Consider the following 15,231-nt stretch of genomic DNA (forward strand, 5'->3'; position numbering starts at 1 on the left):
CATACCACAATAAAAATTCTGCAGTATGGACAAATTTGTAATCAAACGAAATGGCACGTATTTACCCTTTGAACCTTTCAAAATAGAAGAAGCCATTACAAAAGCTTTTGCCAGTGTAAGCGAAACTTTAAATCTAAAAGTAATTGAAACCGTGTTCCAATTGTTATCGCACAAAGACACTTGGGCAGTAGAAGATATCCAAGATAAAATTGAAAAAACGCTTTTCGAATATGGTCATTATGAAGTGATGCGTTCCTTCATGTTGTTCCGTCACACCCGAAAACTGCAGCGCGAACACGTTTTAGGATTAAATGATGACACCACTTATGTCGACAGCACCCAAACCATAGAAGAATACACTAACCAAACGGATTGGCGCATCAATGCCAACGCTAATACTTCATATTCTAATGCAGGTTTAGTAAATAATGTCGCGGGAAAAATCATTGCAAATTATTGGTTAGACAAAGTCTATTCGAAAGAAGAAGGCTACGCACATCGTAATGGCGATATTCACATTCACGACTTAGATTGCTTAACGGGTTATTGTGCCGGTTGGAGTTTACGTGTTTTATTGAATGAAGGTTTTAACGGCGTTCGTGGTCGAGTGGAAAGTCGTCCTCCGAATCATTTTAGAGAAGCATTAGGACAGATGGCGAATTTCCTTGGAATTTTACAAAGCGAATGGGCCGGTGCTCAAGCTTTTAGTTCGTTTGACACCTATTTAGCTCCTTATGTTTTCAAAGATAATTTATCGTATGAAGATGTTTTAAAAGCGATTCGAAGTTTTGTTTACAATTTGAATGTGCCTGCACGATGGGGACAATCGCCGTTTACGAATATTACTTTAGATTGGGTGGTTCCTGACGACTTAAAAGAGCAAATCCCAACACGAAACGAACAGCATCTTTTCAAGGGAATTACTTCAGAAGATTTTATAAAAAGAGCCAAAGAAAGAGGCGTTTCAGACATAACCGAAATGCGCTACGAACATTTTCAAAAAGAAATGAATCTCATCAACAAAGCGTATTACACCGTCATGACCGAAGGCGATGCGCATGGACAGCCATTCACCTTCCCTATTCCAACGGTTAATATTACCGAAGAGTTTGATTGGTATGGAGAAAACACCGATATTCTTTTCGAAAATACCGCAAAAATTGGTTCGTCTTATTTCCAAAATTTCATCGGAAGTCAATATACATATGATGAAAACGGCAATAAAGTTGAAAATCCAAATGCTTACAAACCGAATGCCGTACGAAGCATGTGCTGCCGTTTACAACTCGATTTACGCGAATTATTAAAAAGAGGAAACGGCTTATTCGGAAGTGCGGAAATGACGGGAAGTATCGGTGTCGTAACTATTAATATGGCGCGTTTGGGTTATTTGAACAAAGGCAATAAAGCGAAATTATATTCCGATTTAGATCGTTTGTTAGAAATTTCGAAAGCGACATTAGAGAAAAAACGCGTTTTTATTCAGGAAATGTACGATAGAGGATTGTTTCCCTATACCAAACGTTATTTGCCTCATTTCAGAAATCACTTTTCAACAATTGGTGTGAACGGAATTAACGAAATGATTCAAAATTTCACCAATGGAAAAGAAGATATTGTTTCTGACTACGGAATGGCATTCGCAACTGAAATTTTGGAACACATTCGAACCAAAATGAGAGCTTATCAAGAAGAAACAGGCAATTTATACAACTTAGAAGCAACTCCAGCAGAAGGCACTACGTATCGCTTTGCGAAAGAAGACAAGAAACGTTATTCCGATATTTTTCAAGCAGGTGAAGGCGAAAATATTTACTATACGAACAGTTCGCAATTACCAGTAGATTACACCGAAGATCCTATTGAAGCTTTGCTATTACAAGACAATTTACAATGTCAGTACACCGGAGGAACGGTTTTACACTTATACATGAATGAAAAACTAAGTTCGGTTGAAGCGTGTCGTAATTTCATTAAAAAAGTAATCACGAATTTCAAATTGCCTTACATCACGGTTACCCCAGTTTTCAGCGTTTGTCCGAAACATGGCTATTTGAATGGTGAACACGAATATTGTCCAAAATGCGATGAAGAATTATTAGCAACCTTAAATACAACCTCTTATGCAAACACAAACCACTGAAATTTTGCTTCAACACAATGAAAAAAGAACCAAATGTTTGGTTTATACACGAGTAATGGGCTATCACAGACCCGTAGAAAGTTTTAATATTGGAAAAAAAGGTGAACACAAACAACGAACCCACTTTAGAGAATGTAAATCTTGATTTTCTAAACAAAAAAGCCATTCATAGTTTTACACCCTTCACACTGTTAGATTATCCCGATAAATCGGCTTGTATCTTATGGTTTGCAGGGTGTAACATGAAATGTGATTATTGTTACAATCCCGAAATAGTTTTCGGAAAAGGCTCTTTTTACTTTTCCGAAATCGTTTCGTTTTTAAAATCGAGAAGCAATTTGTTGGATGCCGTAGTTTTTAGCGGTGGTGAATGTTTGATTCACAAAGACATTATCCCATTCATAAAATTAGTGAAAAGTTTAGGATTTTTAATAAAAATAGACACCAATGGAAGTCAGCCCAAAGTACTAGAAAAACTAATAGAAGAAAATCTCATCGATTATGTGGCTTTGGATTTTAAAGGTCCGAAAGAGAAGTTTTTTGCGATTACAAAATCGGATTTTTATGTTCAATTTCTAAGTTGTTTTGAATTGCTTCAAGCAAGTTCCATTCCATTTGAAATCCGAACTACTTATCATTCCTCTTTATTGAATCCAGAGGATATTGTTGCTATGCAAGACGTTTTATTAGAATTAGGTTATGATAAAAACTATTACATTCAAAATTTCAGAAATTATCAAAACACAATTGCACCACTACCCGATTCGCAATCAATTTCGGAAAAGGATATCCATCAGAATATGACTAAAATCATATTTCGATGATTTAAAATGCCTAACTTTGTGTAAATTTTATCTATGTTTTCAAAAACTTGTGAATATGCCATACGAGCTACCATTTACATTGCCTCAGAATCCTCTGCTGGCAAGCGTTGCGGTATTCGAGACATTGCCAGAAAAATTGAATCGCCAGAACCTTTTACAGCTAAGATTTTACAACGTTTGGTAAAAGCAGATATCATAAAATCGATTAAAGGAAATGGCGGTGGATTTGAAATCGAAAAGGTACAATTGAAACACATTAAGTTGGAACAGCTCGTAAAAGCTATCGACGGAAATGACTTATTTGACCGATGCAGTTTAGGACTTCATGATTGTTCCGATAAACAACCGTGTCCCTTTCATCATAAGTACAAGCCATTACGTGAAAATTTGAAGAAAACGCTGAAAGAAACTTCTCTTTTGGATTTAATTAGTGAATTCAACACCGGAGAGACTTTCCTTAAGCTTTAAAAAATTTAATTAAATAAAAGATAAAAATATCCTCTAATGAAAACAACATCGGATTTAAAAGAGAAAATTCTTGAATTGAAGAAAAGAAAAAATGCGGTAATTCTGGCGCATTATTATCAAGAAGAAGCCATTCAAGAGATTGCTGATTTTGTGGGTGATAGTTTAGAATTATCGAGAAAAGCATCGCAAGTTGATGCGGATATTATCGTTTTTGCTGGCGTTTATTTCATGGCAGAAACAGCTAAAATTGTCAATCCAAATAAAAAAGTAATCGTTCCCGATGTAAAAGCTGGATGTTCACTTGCAGACAGTTGTCAACCTGAAGATTTTAAAACTTTTTTAGCACAATATCCTAATCATACTGTTGTGACTTACATTAATTGTTCAGCAGAAATAAAAACATTAACTGACATTGTTTGCACTTCTTCTAATGCAAAAAAAATAATAGCTTCAATCCCAGAAAACAAACTCATTATTTTTGCTCCCGATAAAAATTTAGGAAAATATCTGATTGCAGAAACAGGTAGAGAAATGGTTTTATGGGAAGGTTCCTGCATTGTTCATGAAGCTTTTTCTTTAGAAAAATTAATCGACTTATATAAAAAACATCCAACCGCTACAATAATTGCTCATCCTGAATCGGAAACACATATTTTAAAAGTAGCACACTACATTGGTTCGACATCAGGCATGTTGAATCATGTGAAAAACAGTACAAACGACACTTTTATCGTAGCCACAGAAGCGGGAATTTTACACCAAATGCAATTGGATAATCCAACCAAAACATTAATTCCAGCGCCTTCAAAAGAAAACAATACTTGTGCATGTAGCGAATGTGCTTTTATGAAAGTTAATACTTTAGAAAAACTCTACAATTGTTTAAAAAAAGAACAACCTGAAGTAAAAATTGACACATCGGTTATTGAAAAAGCTTTAGTGCCTATTCAGAAAATGTTGTCTATAAATTAAGAATAATGCAAAAAATACAAACCGATATACTTATTGTTGGATCAGGATTAGCAGGTTTATCTCTTTCCAAATACTTAAGTGAAATAAACCCAAACCTACTTATACTTTTACTTAGTAAAACAAGTATTGATGAATGTAATACGTACTATGCTCAAGGTGGAATTGCTGTAGTACATGATTTCTTAAAAGATAGTTATAAACAACACGTTGAAGACACTCTAAAAGCTGGAAAAGGACTCTGTGATGAAAAAGTTGTTCAGCATGTAATTACAGAAGCCCCAAAACGATTAAATGAATTATTACAATGGGGTGTTGAATTAGATAAAAATTCACAAGGTGGTTTGGACTTAGGCTTAGAGGGTGGTCACTCTCAGAACAGAATTGTTCATCATAAAGACAAAACTGGATATGAAATTGAGACTAAATTAATTCCTTTAATTGAAAAATTACCAAACGTTACTATAAAAACCTCTTTTTTTGCAACTGATTTAATTATTGAAAATGGTCATTGTTTAGGTTTGAAAGGTTTTGACGAAAAAGGAGAACCAACTATAATTGAAGCTAAAGCAACAGTTTTAGCAACTGGTGGTTCTGGACAAGTTTTTGGCGTCACCTCCAATCCCTTTGTATCAACTGGTGACGGAGTTGCTATGGCAATAAGATCTAATGTTGCCCTGCAAAACATGAAATATATTCAATTTCACCCTACAGCAATGTTCGAACCTCAAAAAAGTCAAGCATTTTTAATTACTGAAGCAATTAGGGGGTATGGTGCACATATATTAAATAGTAACGGCGAACGTTTTTTATTTGAAGTTCACAAAAATGGAGAATTAGCAACTCGAGATGTGGTTTCAAAGGCCATTTCAGAACAGATGAAAAAAGAAAACGGTAAAAATGTATGGTTAGATTTAAGACATCTACCAATAGAAGACTTCAAAAACAAATTCCCTAAAGTTTTTAATTATTGTTCCCAACAAGGGTTTGACATTACTCAAGATTTAATCCCAATAGCACCAGCGGCACATTATCAATGTGGAGGAATTATAGTAGATGAAAAAGGAGCAACCGATAAATTACAACTTTTTGCAATTGGAGAATGCTCATATACTGGACTTCATGGTGCTAATAGACTAGCTTCAAATTCACTTTTAGAAGCTATTGTGTATTCACATGATTTAGCAGATTACTTAACAAGTACTGTATTCACAACTCAATTGAAATCTAACGAAAATGCAGTTTTAATATATAAAAATATTCATCACGACGAAGTGTTACAGTTTAGAAATCAATTACAATGGTTTATGAAATATGAATCAATTTATGGTGAAAAACAAGCAATTATAAAAACATATCAATTAGTAAGTGAATTGCTTAAGCGCTTTCGAATGAAATATAAAAAATATGATAGTCATCCTTTTCTTTGCGAAACTTATAATTTAATTCAAACAGCAGAAATAATATTGAAAGAATCATTACCTGTAAGCTATAAACGAAATAAAATTTCTAAAAAAACTAAATTATAACCATGAACTTAAACATTTTTCAACAGCCAAGAAAAGTTTTTATCATTCTATTTAGTTTCTTTTTTTTATTTAGCCTTTGGATATATGCTATTCCTTTATTTAGTAATTATCAAAAACCTGTTAAGGAATCTAAATCAATTGCAAACGGAAGATTGGTTTGGCAAAAATACAATTGTCATACTTGTCACCAGCTATATGGGTTAGGTGGATATTTGGGACCTGATTTAACAAATACATATTCCCGAAACAAAGAAAATGAAACCTATTTAAAAGGAATTATTAAATCGGGTGTTCGTCAAATGCCTAAATTTAATTTAACAGATGATGAAACAAGAGAACTTTTAGCTTTTTTAAAAGATGTAGATGCATCAGGAACGGCGGATGTAAATTCATATCAACCTGAAATTAATGGAACTTTTAGTTTAAAAAAATAATGAAAAATATAGGAATTATTTTAGTCAGAATAGCACTTTTATTATTATTAGCTGGTCTATTTTTTGGACATTTAGCATCCGAAACATATCAAATGACCGAAGCTAAAAATGGTGTATTAGGTTTTTTATCACTTCGCCCTTTACATGTTAGTAGTGCTTATTTAGGAATTATAACAGCTGGCTTGGGATTTATTAGCATTGTAATCCAAAAGAGGAAAAATACCTTTTTAAGCAAACTGCTCCAATACTCACATTTAGCTTTATGGGTTATAGCTTTAATTGGAATATTTTACAGCTACTTTACTGGTGATTTTGGAGGGAGAGAATATTGGGAATTCAATCCCATTTGGGCAGTTCCAATATTTGTTTCATTTATTATTTTCTTAATTTACTATTTATATCAATTAGGATTTAAAGAAAAATGGAATGTATATCAATGGATGTGGCTCACAGGAATTATATTTTTTATTTTTACTTTTATTGAAAACTATCTTTGGTTATTTCCATATTTTCGATCACATTTTATTGCAGATATGACCCTTCAATGGAAGGTTAATGGTTCTTTAGTTGGAGCTGTAAACCAAATTATTTATGGTGTAGCTTTTTATTTAATGGAAAAAATTAGTGGTGACAATAAAACTTCCTATCAAAAACTCTCATTTGCACTTTATTTTTTAGGTCTTTTTAATTTAATGTTCAATTGGGGACATCATATTTATTTACTTCCAACAGAAAAAATAATCCATTACATAGCCTATGCGGTTAGTATGACAGAATGGATTCTTTTCATTAGAATATTTTACAAATGGAATAAACAAATTAAAGAGAACAAGCAACATTATTATTTTTTTCCCTATCGTTTTTTAATGGCCGCAGATTATTGGGTTATAATAAATTTAGGCATGGCATTACTCATGTCAATACCGGCAATCAACTTATATACTCATGGGACACATATTACTGTTGCTCATGCAATGGGAACCACAATAGGCATAAACACCATGATTATTTTAGCTGCAAGTTTTTATTTTATTAAACCCACTTTTTTATCAAAAAAAACATTAAAATTGAATAGTCTATTTTTTTGGTCCACTCAACTTATTTTATTGACATTTTTGATTTCATTAATTGGTATGGGAATTCAACGTGCACTATGGCAAGTAGGATTAAAGAAAAGTACTTTTTCTCAAATGACTCAAGCAAGTAGTCTTTGGACATTATTATTTATAATACTTGGCACATTGTTAATGATTTTTATGGGATATTTCATCATCTATTTGATTCTTAAATCCTTGAAGAAAAATCAAGTTACCTAAAAAATATATTAAATGAGAATCAAATGATAAAAATCAATTAATTTTAGATAGAATCCGATTATCTTTGCCGACTAATTTCACATTTTTAGTAGGATTTATGTTTTCAAAATCATGTAACTACGCTATCAAAGCTTGTATTTTCATAGCACGTCATTCATTAGAAGAAAAAAAAATAGGCTTTGTTGATATTTCAAAAGAGATTGATTCACCACAGGCATTTACAGCAAAAATTTTACAAGTTGTTGTAAGAGCAGGGATTGTTGATTCTGTAAAAGGTGTAAAGGGAGGCTTTTATATTCCAAAAAAGCGAATTTCAACTACATTTTTAGTTCAAATAGTAGAAGCAATTGATGGTGATGCCGTTTTTCATGGATGTGGGTTAGGTTTAACTCAATGTTCAGAAGAACATCCTTGTCCTGTTCATGATAAGTTCAAGAGTATTAGAAATAATTTAGCACATATGCTAGAAACAACAAATTTAGAAGAACTGGCATTAGGAATTAAATCTGGAGAAACATTCTTAAAACATTAATTCCTAAAACCAATAACTTTTAAAATTGAACCATTAGATTTAAAAATATATTTCTTCCCATTCTGGGTATATTATTCCAATCAGTATAAGTAGTGTATTTAATATCAAATATGTTCTCAACACCCGTATTGAGTTTAATTTTAGTCTTTTCAAAATTAAATTTATAACCTAAATTACAGTTTATAACAGCATAATCTGGTGTTCTATCTTCACCATAAAAAGTGTTATATTCAGTTTGTGTTGTATTTCCTTTTAAAATTATTTCAGCATCCCATTTAAGTTGGTTAAAAGTAATGGAAGTTAAATAATTAAACGGGCTCATAAATGGTAAGCCTTCATTTTTATTATCTCTTCCTATGTTGTACAAAAATTGTCCTTTCCAAGTCCAGTTGTCATGAATAAAATAGTTAAATATTAGATCATTTGACCAAATAGTTGCGTGATCTAAAGCTGTATAAATTTTAATCCCATTTGCGCCAATCGTCATAGGAGCAACTGATAAATCAGGAATTCCAATGATATAATTGTTAATATGAAAATAAGAAGTTGTTATTTTAGCTTGCCATTTAGAATTTTTAAAACCCAAAAAAACATTTGCTTCTAATGATTGTTCATTTTTTAAATTAGGATTTCCAATATAATCAAAATTATCAAAGCTATTAAAAAGATAAAAACCATAACCTTCTGAAACAGAAGGGGCTCTTTCACCATAACCAAAACCACCTCCAAATTGTAATCCATTTTTATCATATGAATAATTAGTTGATATGCTTTTTAGAAACCTTGATTTTGATGCTTCAAGTTCAGGATAAAAAATTTGTAAACTTTGCATCCCAAAATCACTTGCTACATTATTTGAATGCATACCTAACGAAATAGTAAATTTTAAATTAGAATGACAATTTATTAACCAATTATCTTCCAAATAAATACCAGAATATATAGTTTGAACATCAGGCCATGTATACATAAACATTAAATTTTCATTTGGATCTGATGGATACATTGTCATTTCTGCCACAGAGCGATTATAAAATCCATTCAAATTTACCATGTAATCATGTTTATTCAATCTTCCATTAACTTTAGAATATATGCCATAGGTATCACTCCATCCAGGCATATCCATATGTATTGGAACATTTGGACGCTTAGTATCATCCATAGTATGAGTAATTGTATTGTAGTACAACTTTGTTTCCCAATTATCAATTCGATTAGAAATAGGTTTGTAATCAAATTTTAAAGAAGTAATTAAAGCCTCAGCTAAAGAAACATCCATGGGCAAGGCTGGATAACCCACATCAGTTGCTTTATCATAAATAATAGAAGCTTCAATAATTTTATTATTCGAAAATCGAAACCCTGATATGGTTGAAAGGTTTAACTTTCTGAATTGTGAAAACGAAATTTCTTGATTATTTCCTGCTTTATAATTTTCAGCATCTCGAAACATGACATCAGTATCAATATAAAACAAACTATCAGCAAAATTAATTGAAGAACCTATAATTTTTTGTTTATTATTAGTTTCAAAACCAGAATTTAAAGTAAAGTCCCAGCCTTTGTTAGCAAATTTACCTTGACTTCTTTTTAAATTTATAGCACCCCCAATTGTATTACCATGACAGGTGCCTTGCTGTCCAGATGAAATAGTAGCTTCTGATAAATTAGAAACTTCAACATAAGAAGTAACTGGATCCATCTTATCGGTACAAGCACCAAAAATTCGCATTCCATCTATTGTAATAACAGTTCGTTCAGTAGTCATGCCATTAATAATTGGTTCCCATGCATAGGCACCTCTTTTAATCAAATCTACTTTTGTAGACTTTTGCAAAAATTCGTCAACTGAAGCTAAAGTTTTAGATTGTTTTTCATGTAACTGAGATTTTGTACCTACTACAATAACTTCTTTCAGTTCTTTAATTTTGAGAGAATCCGTTTCTTGACTAAAAGTAAATCCGAACGAAAGTGATAGAAAAAATACTACTAATTTTTTCATGATATAAAGATTTTAAAAAAGATCATTCACAAAAAAAACGATCTTTTTAAAGGTAAAATTAAAATTCGATTTCAAAGAAGATACTACTCGCAGTAACGGTGTCGGTAATTTCTTCACCTTTTACAATTGTTCCATCAGGTTTTGCTAATTGCAGGTTAATTTTCCAATATCCTGTCATTGTTAAAGACAATTTACCATTATACAATTCACCTGTACTAGTTTGTGTTGCATGAACATTGTTTGGCGAACTATGATTACCCATACTTGGCATTCTTGGATCAATTTTTAAAGTATAACCATCTACAACTGGAAATGTCATCATATCTTGCATTTTCCATACCCCTACTTTCATATCATTTAACGCAACAGAAGGATGATGAGGCTCAACATAAGCAACTAAATATTTTACGCCATCTGTTCCAGTAAAAGTATTAACGGTTCTTTTTGCTGAAGCTGGTACATCAATAACAGATGTTGTTGTGTAATCTACTCCATCAATAGAATAATCTATTTTTAAATCCCAATATTCTGTATCGTTTTGAGCCATTTGAAACATAATATAACCTTCATATAATGTTCCTTCTGTTGTGATTTTTTCTACCTCAGAATTTGGGCACGAATGGTTCATCATTGCCATATGCATAACTGGCATCCAAGATACTGTTGCATTTTTAATGTATTGATTTGTTGCATTATCCTTAATTCTTAATTTAACTTCGTTATAGCCTTGAACTAAAACTCCGGTGTGAGAATACAACTCAATTGTGTGTGTTGTATTTGTCATTTCTTGAAATTTTGTTAGTCCGTCTAACTCATTAACAGTAGTAGAATCATCATTATCAGAACATGATATAAGTGCTAAAGCCATAAATAAAACGGCTACTATATTTTTTAATTGAAATTTCATTTTTTTAAATTTAGTGTGTAAAACATTAAACAAGAATAACTGACAAAACATCCAATATGTTTTGCATTATTTTGTTCGTTAAAGTTTATAAGTTTTTATATGAAGAGTTGCTCTTCTTATATTTTTTAGAAGTCATATTAATTCAAAAGTTTTGAATTAATAGAAAAATTAAGCACTAAAAATGGGGGGATGAAAAACGGAACAACATGCCTTGTGAAAGTAAAAATTGGCATAGTTGTCTCCAATAGAAGTTCTATTATGAAAATAAATTTGTTCAACAACAAATGTCTTAATTTCTTGAAAAAACAAGACTTCAATTTCTTGTTTAGAATTGTTTTTTTTGTCAGAATTAATTGGTTTATCATCTTCTGATGCTTTCGCTAATTCATTAACTAAGTGGCATTTTCCATTACATTTAAGTTCAGGTTTTGCTTTATTCTCACATAACTCATTAGCAATATAATCATAATTAATAATGTAATCTAAAACCGGAAAAATTGGTTTTAAAAACATTACTATAATTAATATGATTACTAATTTTTTCATAGCACAAATTTAAATCAAGTAATTACCTATTTTATATGATTGTGGTCATAATTTTAATATTTTTGTTAAAATAACTTTGCCCTTTTAAGTTGAAGTTGTTTTGATAACCTATATATTTTTAACTTAAAATATTATATCAATCATGCAAATAGACTTAGATTTACTTTATACTTGGGGTGCAATTGCCAAAGAATATAAAAAAAATGACGTCATTATTAGCGAAGATGAAGTTGCTAATTTTTATTATCAAGTTATAGAAGGTTGTGTGAGAATGTATAATTCTAATGATGATGGAAAAGAATTCACGCAAGGATATTTCTGTAATGGTCAAAGTTTTGGAGAACCTCCATTATTCATAAATGAAAAATATCCTGCAACAGCAGTTGCTTTTCAGGATTGTAAAATTATTAAGCTTTCTAAAGATAAATTTTTGAAAATTTTAGATGAATATCCTTCCATTCAAAAACAATTTCTAATTGTGATGGCAAAACGTATTCACAATAAATCAAAAACTTCAAAAGATATTATTAATCAAAAACCCGAATTTAGAATTATGGCTTTTTTAAATTCTAATAAAAAAGGAAGTGGTAATACTAAAGAATTGGTTCCATTTACTCGTCAAGAAATTGCAAATTTTACAGGACTAAGAGTAGAAACAGTAATTAGAACCTTTACAAAAATGAAAGCTAATAATAAAATTGAAATTATAAATCATAAAATATATTTCTAATGTTTCTAAACAGTAAGTTATGGTTAAAAACATCAATAATAAACTTATTATTAGTTGCGATTTTAGGGCTATTAATGCGCTATAAAATTGGTTTTGAGTTTCCTTTTTTGGACCAAAAACACTTACAACATTCACATTCACATTTTGCATTTTCTGGATGGATAAGTCACACTTTAATGGTTTTAATGATAGGGTTTTTAGAATATAAGATAAAGAAAACTGAGATTCAATTTATAAAAAAATACAACCTGCTCTTAATTACAAACTTAATTTGTTCTTATGGAATGTTGATTTCATTTATTATTCAAGGTTATGGGGCGATTTCTATCCTTTTTTCAACTTCTTCAATTGTAATAGCTTGTGTTTTTACTTTCTTTTATTTTAAAGATTTAAAATTAATTTCACATGAAGATTTATCAAAAAATTGGTTTAAAGCGTCACTCTTTTTTAATGTAATTTCTTCGCTTGGTACTTTTGCATTGGCTTATATGATGATTAGCAAAAACATTCATCAAAATGAATATTTATCATCTATTTATTTTTATCTACATTTTCAATATAATGGTTGGTTCTTTTTTGCTTGTATGGGACTATTAATTTCCTTTTTACAATTAAAAAAAGCAGAAAATTTATTTTTTAATAAAACCTTTTGGTTGTTTTTCGTTTCTTGTATTCCTGCTTATTTTTTATCAACACTTTGGTTAAAATTACCAACCTGGATTTATGTTTTAACTTTACTTTCCGCTTTAGTTCAAACTGTTACCTGGTTTAAATTTTTATTTGTAATAATTAAATTGAAAAGTAATTTTCTTGAAAAATATCCATTGGTTTTACGTTACATATTATTTTTTGTAGGTGTAGCTTTAAGTTTGAAATTTATACTTCAATTAGGATCTACAATTCCTGCTTTAAGTCAATTGGCATTTGGATTCAGACCCATTGTAATAGCATATTTACATTTAGTATTATTAGCTATTATCTCCTTATTTTTATTGTTTTATATTTATGCAAATCAATTCCTAACTTTTAATAAACAAATTAAAAATGGGATAATAATTTTCTCGGTTGGTGTTCTCTTAAATGAAATTATATTAGCAATACAAGGAATTGCATCTTTTAGCTATACACTAATTCCTTTTGTTAATGAAATGCTATTTGGTGCTGCTATAATTTTAGTAAGCGGTATTGGAATTATTGTTTTTTATTCTTTAAAAAAAGTTAAAAAATCACCTTTGTTATGATTGCACTCATAAAATAACTATTTAATAATTAAGTACTTTGTTAGTATAATTTGAATGTTTATCAAAAGTATTTATTATGAAAAAATCAATTAAAACATTATTATTGGCAAGTATATTTATTGCCATTGGTTGTAAACAAAACGAGCAAACATCTTCTGAACCAGCAGCAGAATCAACTGAAGTACAATCTGGTGGGCAAGAAAATGTAGTAGATGAAACCTCTGTTCCAAATATTGTGCAAACCGCTGTAGGAAGCAAAGACCACACTACTTTAGTTACAGCAGTTAAAGCAGCTGGTTTGGTAACATCATTAAGTAATGCTGGACCATTTACCGTATTTGCACCTACTAATGCTGCTTTCGATAAGTTACCGGCAGGTACAGTTGATGGTTTATTAAAACCTGAAAAGAAAGGTGATTTAGAAAATATTTTAGGGTACCATACCTATGTAGGTGTCTTAAAGGTAGAATATATGCAAGATGGTCAAGAGTTTGACATGGTTTATGGTGGAAAAGTAAAAATCACTAAAAAAGATGATAAAACGTATGTCAATGGGTCAGAAATAGTTGCAACAATTGAAACTGGTAACGGAATTATTCACGTAATTGGTGACGTACTTTTACCAAAATAAAAATAATTATTAATTCAACTTTGCTTTTCTTATAATTAGGTTAAAAAGCGTGGATTGATTCAATTCACGCTTTTTGTTTTAGCAATAATTACACAAAATTATATTCCACCTATTCGCACCAAACTTCCTAAAATTAACATTGTAACTGCAATCATAGTTACTAATGAAATAAATAAATAGAGTAAGTATGATGGTTTGTTTTGCAGACTTGGAAATATAAATTTAACAGCTGTAAAAGCTAAGAGTATTGTACAAAAAAAGAGCGCTATTTTTAAACTTACTATTTTTTCAATAGAATTTTGAAAATTAAACCATTTGTCAAATGAAATTCCATAATCGTAGGCTAACAAAATTCCGGTTATAAGTAAAATTAATAATGCAGGAATTCCAACTGGTTCAAAATTCTTTCTAAAAAATGCTATATCATCTAATGTTTTATCTTTCAAAGCTTTTGGAACATATCTTAAAAGTAATATTAAATGTCCTCCAACCCAAATTGTAGCTGCTAATAAATGAATTATTAAAATGATTTGATGATACATTATGATAGTGTTTTGTACATAATTACCTGGGCAATATTTGAAGCTCTTTCTTTAATTTCATTGGCTTTTATTCCTTCAAAAAGACTATCAACAGTTTGACTAAACAAATCATTCCAATGCTGAAAGTGATTTTGATTCATGGTACTTTTTTGATGTAACTCTTTGTGAACCACCATTGGGCTGCCACTATAATTTCCAGAATAAAACAGAATATTCTCCCAAAAATCATACATTTTAGGCAGATGTAATTCCCAATTTACTTTAGCTATGTCATTGAATAAATATCCAATAGTGTCATCTTTTTTTACTTTATCATAGAATGCATTAACTAATTTTTCAATGTCTTTTCTATTTCTAATATCTGTTTTCATATTGGATTAGTTTAAAAAAATAAATTATTTAACTATAAAATCT

17 protein-coding genes are annotated in these 15,231 nt (G+C 30.5%); 12 read left to right on the forward strand and 5 right to left on the reverse strand.

The features are described 5' to 3' along the window. Positions 1-25: 25 nt before the first annotated feature. From M9Q43_RS06645 to M9Q43_RS06685, 9 genes are all read left to right on the forward strand, one after another. Positions 26-2,143 carry a ribonucleoside triphosphate reductase gene (locus M9Q43_RS06645; RefSeq protein ID WP_262318172.1) on the forward strand — a complete coding sequence of 706 codons (2,118 nt, stop codon included), beginning with the start codon at positions 26-28 and terminating at the stop codon, positions 2,141-2,143. Continuing rightward, complete coding sequence (gene nrdD, locus M9Q43_RS14185; protein WP_316044625.1) at positions 2,124-2,288, forward strand: anaerobic ribonucleoside-triphosphate reductase; 165 nt, start codon at positions 2,124-2,126, stop codon at positions 2,286-2,288. Before M9Q43_RS06645 ends, nrdD begins: the two co-directional genes overlap by 20 nt. After that, on the forward strand, positions 2,245-2,967 hold the full coding sequence (locus M9Q43_RS06655; RefSeq protein WP_316044626.1) for an anaerobic ribonucleoside-triphosphate reductase activating protein: 723 nt from the start codon (positions 2,245-2,247) through the stop codon (positions 2,965-2,967). The genes nrdD and M9Q43_RS06655 overlap by 44 nt, the downstream gene beginning before the upstream one ends. Positions 2,968-3,000: 33 nt before the next feature. After that, positions 3,001-3,435, forward strand: coding sequence for an RrF2 family transcriptional regulator (locus tag M9Q43_RS06660; RefSeq protein ID WP_111567272.1), 435 nt, complete (start codon positions 3,001-3,003; stop codon positions 3,433-3,435). Positions 3,436-3,471: 36 nt separating this feature from the next. After that, a complete protein-coding gene (gene nadA, locus M9Q43_RS06665) occupies positions 3,472-4,407 on the forward strand; it encodes a quinolinate synthase NadA (protein WP_262318173.1) in 936 nt (311 codons plus the stop codon). Positions 4,408-4,412: 5 nt separating this feature from the next. Continuing rightward, complete coding sequence (gene nadB, locus M9Q43_RS06670) at positions 4,413-5,933, forward strand: L-aspartate oxidase (RefSeq protein WP_262318174.1); 1,521 nt, start codon at positions 4,413-4,415, stop codon at positions 5,931-5,933. Between the two features lie 2 nt (positions 5,934-5,935). Beyond that, positions 5,936-6,367, forward strand: coding sequence for a c-type cytochrome (locus M9Q43_RS06675; RefSeq protein WP_262318175.1), 432 nt, complete (start codon positions 5,936-5,938; stop codon positions 6,365-6,367). Then, positions 6,367-7,683, forward strand: coding sequence for a cbb3-type cytochrome c oxidase subunit I (locus M9Q43_RS06680; protein WP_262318176.1), 1,317 nt, complete (start codon positions 6,367-6,369; stop codon positions 7,681-7,683). The genes M9Q43_RS06675 and M9Q43_RS06680 overlap by 1 nt, the downstream gene beginning before the upstream one ends. Positions 7,684-7,780: 97 nt before the next feature. Beyond that, entirely contained in the window at positions 7,781-8,215 is a 435-nt protein-coding gene (locus M9Q43_RS06685; protein WP_262318281.1) for an RrF2 family transcriptional regulator, read from the forward strand. Between the two features lie 19 nt (positions 8,216-8,234). Here M9Q43_RS06685 and M9Q43_RS06690 read toward each other — a convergent pair whose 3' ends face one another. The 3 genes from M9Q43_RS06690 to M9Q43_RS06700 form a co-directional block, all read right to left on the reverse strand. Beyond that, positions 8,235-10,220 carry a TonB-dependent receptor plug domain-containing protein gene (locus M9Q43_RS06690; RefSeq protein ID WP_262318177.1) on the reverse strand — a complete coding sequence of 662 codons (1,986 nt, stop codon included), beginning with the start codon at positions 10,218-10,220 and terminating at the stop codon, positions 8,235-8,237. Between the two features lie 58 nt (positions 10,221-10,278). Beyond that, the gene (locus tag M9Q43_RS06695; protein WP_262318178.1) at positions 10,279-11,127 is read right to left on the reverse strand and encodes a hypothetical protein; all 849 of its coding nucleotides are present in this window, start codon (positions 11,125-11,127) and stop codon (positions 10,279-10,281) included. A gap of 168 nt (positions 11,128-11,295) precedes the next feature. Next, on the reverse strand, positions 11,296-11,673 hold the full coding sequence (locus M9Q43_RS06700) for a hypothetical protein (RefSeq protein WP_262318179.1): 378 nt from the start codon (positions 11,671-11,673) through the stop codon (positions 11,296-11,298). A gap of 142 nt (positions 11,674-11,815) precedes the next feature. On the opposite strand from M9Q43_RS06700, the gene M9Q43_RS06705 reads away from it, so the two are divergent. The 3 genes from M9Q43_RS06705 (at position 11,816) to M9Q43_RS06715 (ending at position 14,275) form a co-directional block, all read left to right on the forward strand. Then, the gene (locus tag M9Q43_RS06705; RefSeq protein WP_262318180.1) at positions 11,816-12,403 is read left to right on the forward strand and encodes a Crp/Fnr family transcriptional regulator; all 588 of its coding nucleotides are present in this window, start codon (positions 11,816-11,818) and stop codon (positions 12,401-12,403) included. Next, positions 12,403-13,644, forward strand: coding sequence for a hypothetical protein (locus tag M9Q43_RS06710; protein ID WP_262318181.1), 1,242 nt, complete (start codon positions 12,403-12,405; stop codon positions 13,642-13,644). Before M9Q43_RS06705 ends, M9Q43_RS06710 begins: the two co-directional genes overlap by 1 nt. Before the next feature lie 76 nt (positions 13,645-13,720). After that, positions 13,721-14,275 carry a fasciclin domain-containing protein gene (locus M9Q43_RS06715; RefSeq protein WP_262318182.1) on the forward strand — a complete coding sequence of 185 codons (555 nt, stop codon included), beginning with the start codon at positions 13,721-13,723 and terminating at the stop codon, positions 14,273-14,275. A 98-nt stretch (positions 14,276-14,373) separates the two neighbouring features. Here the strand turns inward: M9Q43_RS06715 and M9Q43_RS06720 are convergent, their stop codons facing one another. Together M9Q43_RS06720 and M9Q43_RS06725 are read right to left on the reverse strand one after the other, a co-directional pair. Then, on the reverse strand, positions 14,374-14,817 hold the full coding sequence (locus M9Q43_RS06720) for a copper resistance protein CopD (RefSeq protein ID WP_262318183.1): 444 nt from the start codon (positions 14,815-14,817) through the stop codon (positions 14,374-14,376). After that, complete coding sequence (locus tag M9Q43_RS06725; RefSeq protein WP_262318184.1) at positions 14,817-15,188, reverse strand: group III truncated hemoglobin; 372 nt, start codon at positions 15,186-15,188, stop codon at positions 14,817-14,819. The genes M9Q43_RS06720 and M9Q43_RS06725 overlap by 1 nt, the downstream gene beginning before the upstream one ends. Positions 15,189-15,231 lie beyond the last annotated feature (43 nt).

The organism is Flavobacterium odoriferum (assembly GCF_025499515.1).
GTDB lineage: Bacteria > Bacteroidota > Bacteroidia > Flavobacteriales > Flavobacteriaceae > Flavobacterium > Flavobacterium odoriferum.

What these genes read in the sequence shown, in the direction of transcription:
- nrdD (WP_316044625.1), top strand. Translation starts at nt 2,124, where the DNA reads ATGCAAACACAAACCACTGAAATTTTGCTTCAACACAATGAAAAAAGA.
- M9Q43_RS06645 (WP_262318172.1), top strand. Translation starts at nt 26, where the DNA reads ATGGACAAATTTGTAATCAAACGAAATGGCACGTATTTACCCTTTGAA.
- M9Q43_RS06725 (WP_262318184.1), bottom strand. Translation starts at nt 15,188, where the DNA reads ATGAAAACAGATATTAGAAATAGAAAAGACATTGAAAAATTAGTTAAT.
- M9Q43_RS06700 (WP_262318179.1), bottom strand. Translation starts at nt 11,673, where the DNA reads ATGAAAAAATTAGTAATCATATTAATTATAGTAATGTTTTTAAAACCA.
- M9Q43_RS06715 (WP_262318182.1), top strand. Translation starts at nt 13,721, where the DNA reads ATGAAAAAATCAATTAAAACATTATTATTGGCAAGTATATTTATTGCC.
- M9Q43_RS06680 (WP_262318176.1), top strand. Translation starts at nt 6,367, where the DNA reads ATGAAAAATATAGGAATTATTTTAGTCAGAATAGCACTTTTATTATTA.
- M9Q43_RS06695 (WP_262318178.1), bottom strand. Translation starts at nt 11,127, where the DNA reads ATGAAATTTCAATTAAAAAATATAGTAGCCGTTTTATTTATGGCTTTA.
- M9Q43_RS06675 (WP_262318175.1), top strand. Translation starts at nt 5,936, where the DNA reads ATGAACTTAAACATTTTTCAACAGCCAAGAAAAGTTTTTATCATTCTA.
- M9Q43_RS06720 (WP_262318183.1), bottom strand. Translation starts at nt 14,817, where the DNA reads ATGTATCATCAAATCATTTTAATAATTCATTTATTAGCAGCTACAATT.
- M9Q43_RS06685 (WP_262318281.1), top strand. Translation starts at nt 7,781, where the DNA reads ATGTTTTCAAAATCATGTAACTACGCTATCAAAGCTTGTATTTTCATA.
- M9Q43_RS06690 (WP_262318177.1), bottom strand. Translation starts at nt 10,220, where the DNA reads ATGAAAAAATTAGTAGTATTTTTTCTATCACTTTCGTTCGGATTTACT.
- nadA (WP_262318173.1), top strand. Translation starts at nt 3,472, where the DNA reads ATGAAAACAACATCGGATTTAAAAGAGAAAATTCTTGAATTGAAGAAA.
- M9Q43_RS06705 (WP_262318180.1), top strand. Translation starts at nt 11,816, where the DNA reads ATGCAAATAGACTTAGATTTACTTTATACTTGGGGTGCAATTGCCAAA.
- M9Q43_RS06710 (WP_262318181.1), top strand. Translation starts at nt 12,403, where the DNA reads ATGTTTCTAAACAGTAAGTTATGGTTAAAAACATCAATAATAAACTTA.
- M9Q43_RS06660 (WP_111567272.1), top strand. Translation starts at nt 3,001, where the DNA reads ATGTTTTCAAAAACTTGTGAATATGCCATACGAGCTACCATTTACATT.
- nadB (WP_262318174.1), top strand. Translation starts at nt 4,413, where the DNA reads ATGCAAAAAATACAAACCGATATACTTATTGTTGGATCAGGATTAGCA.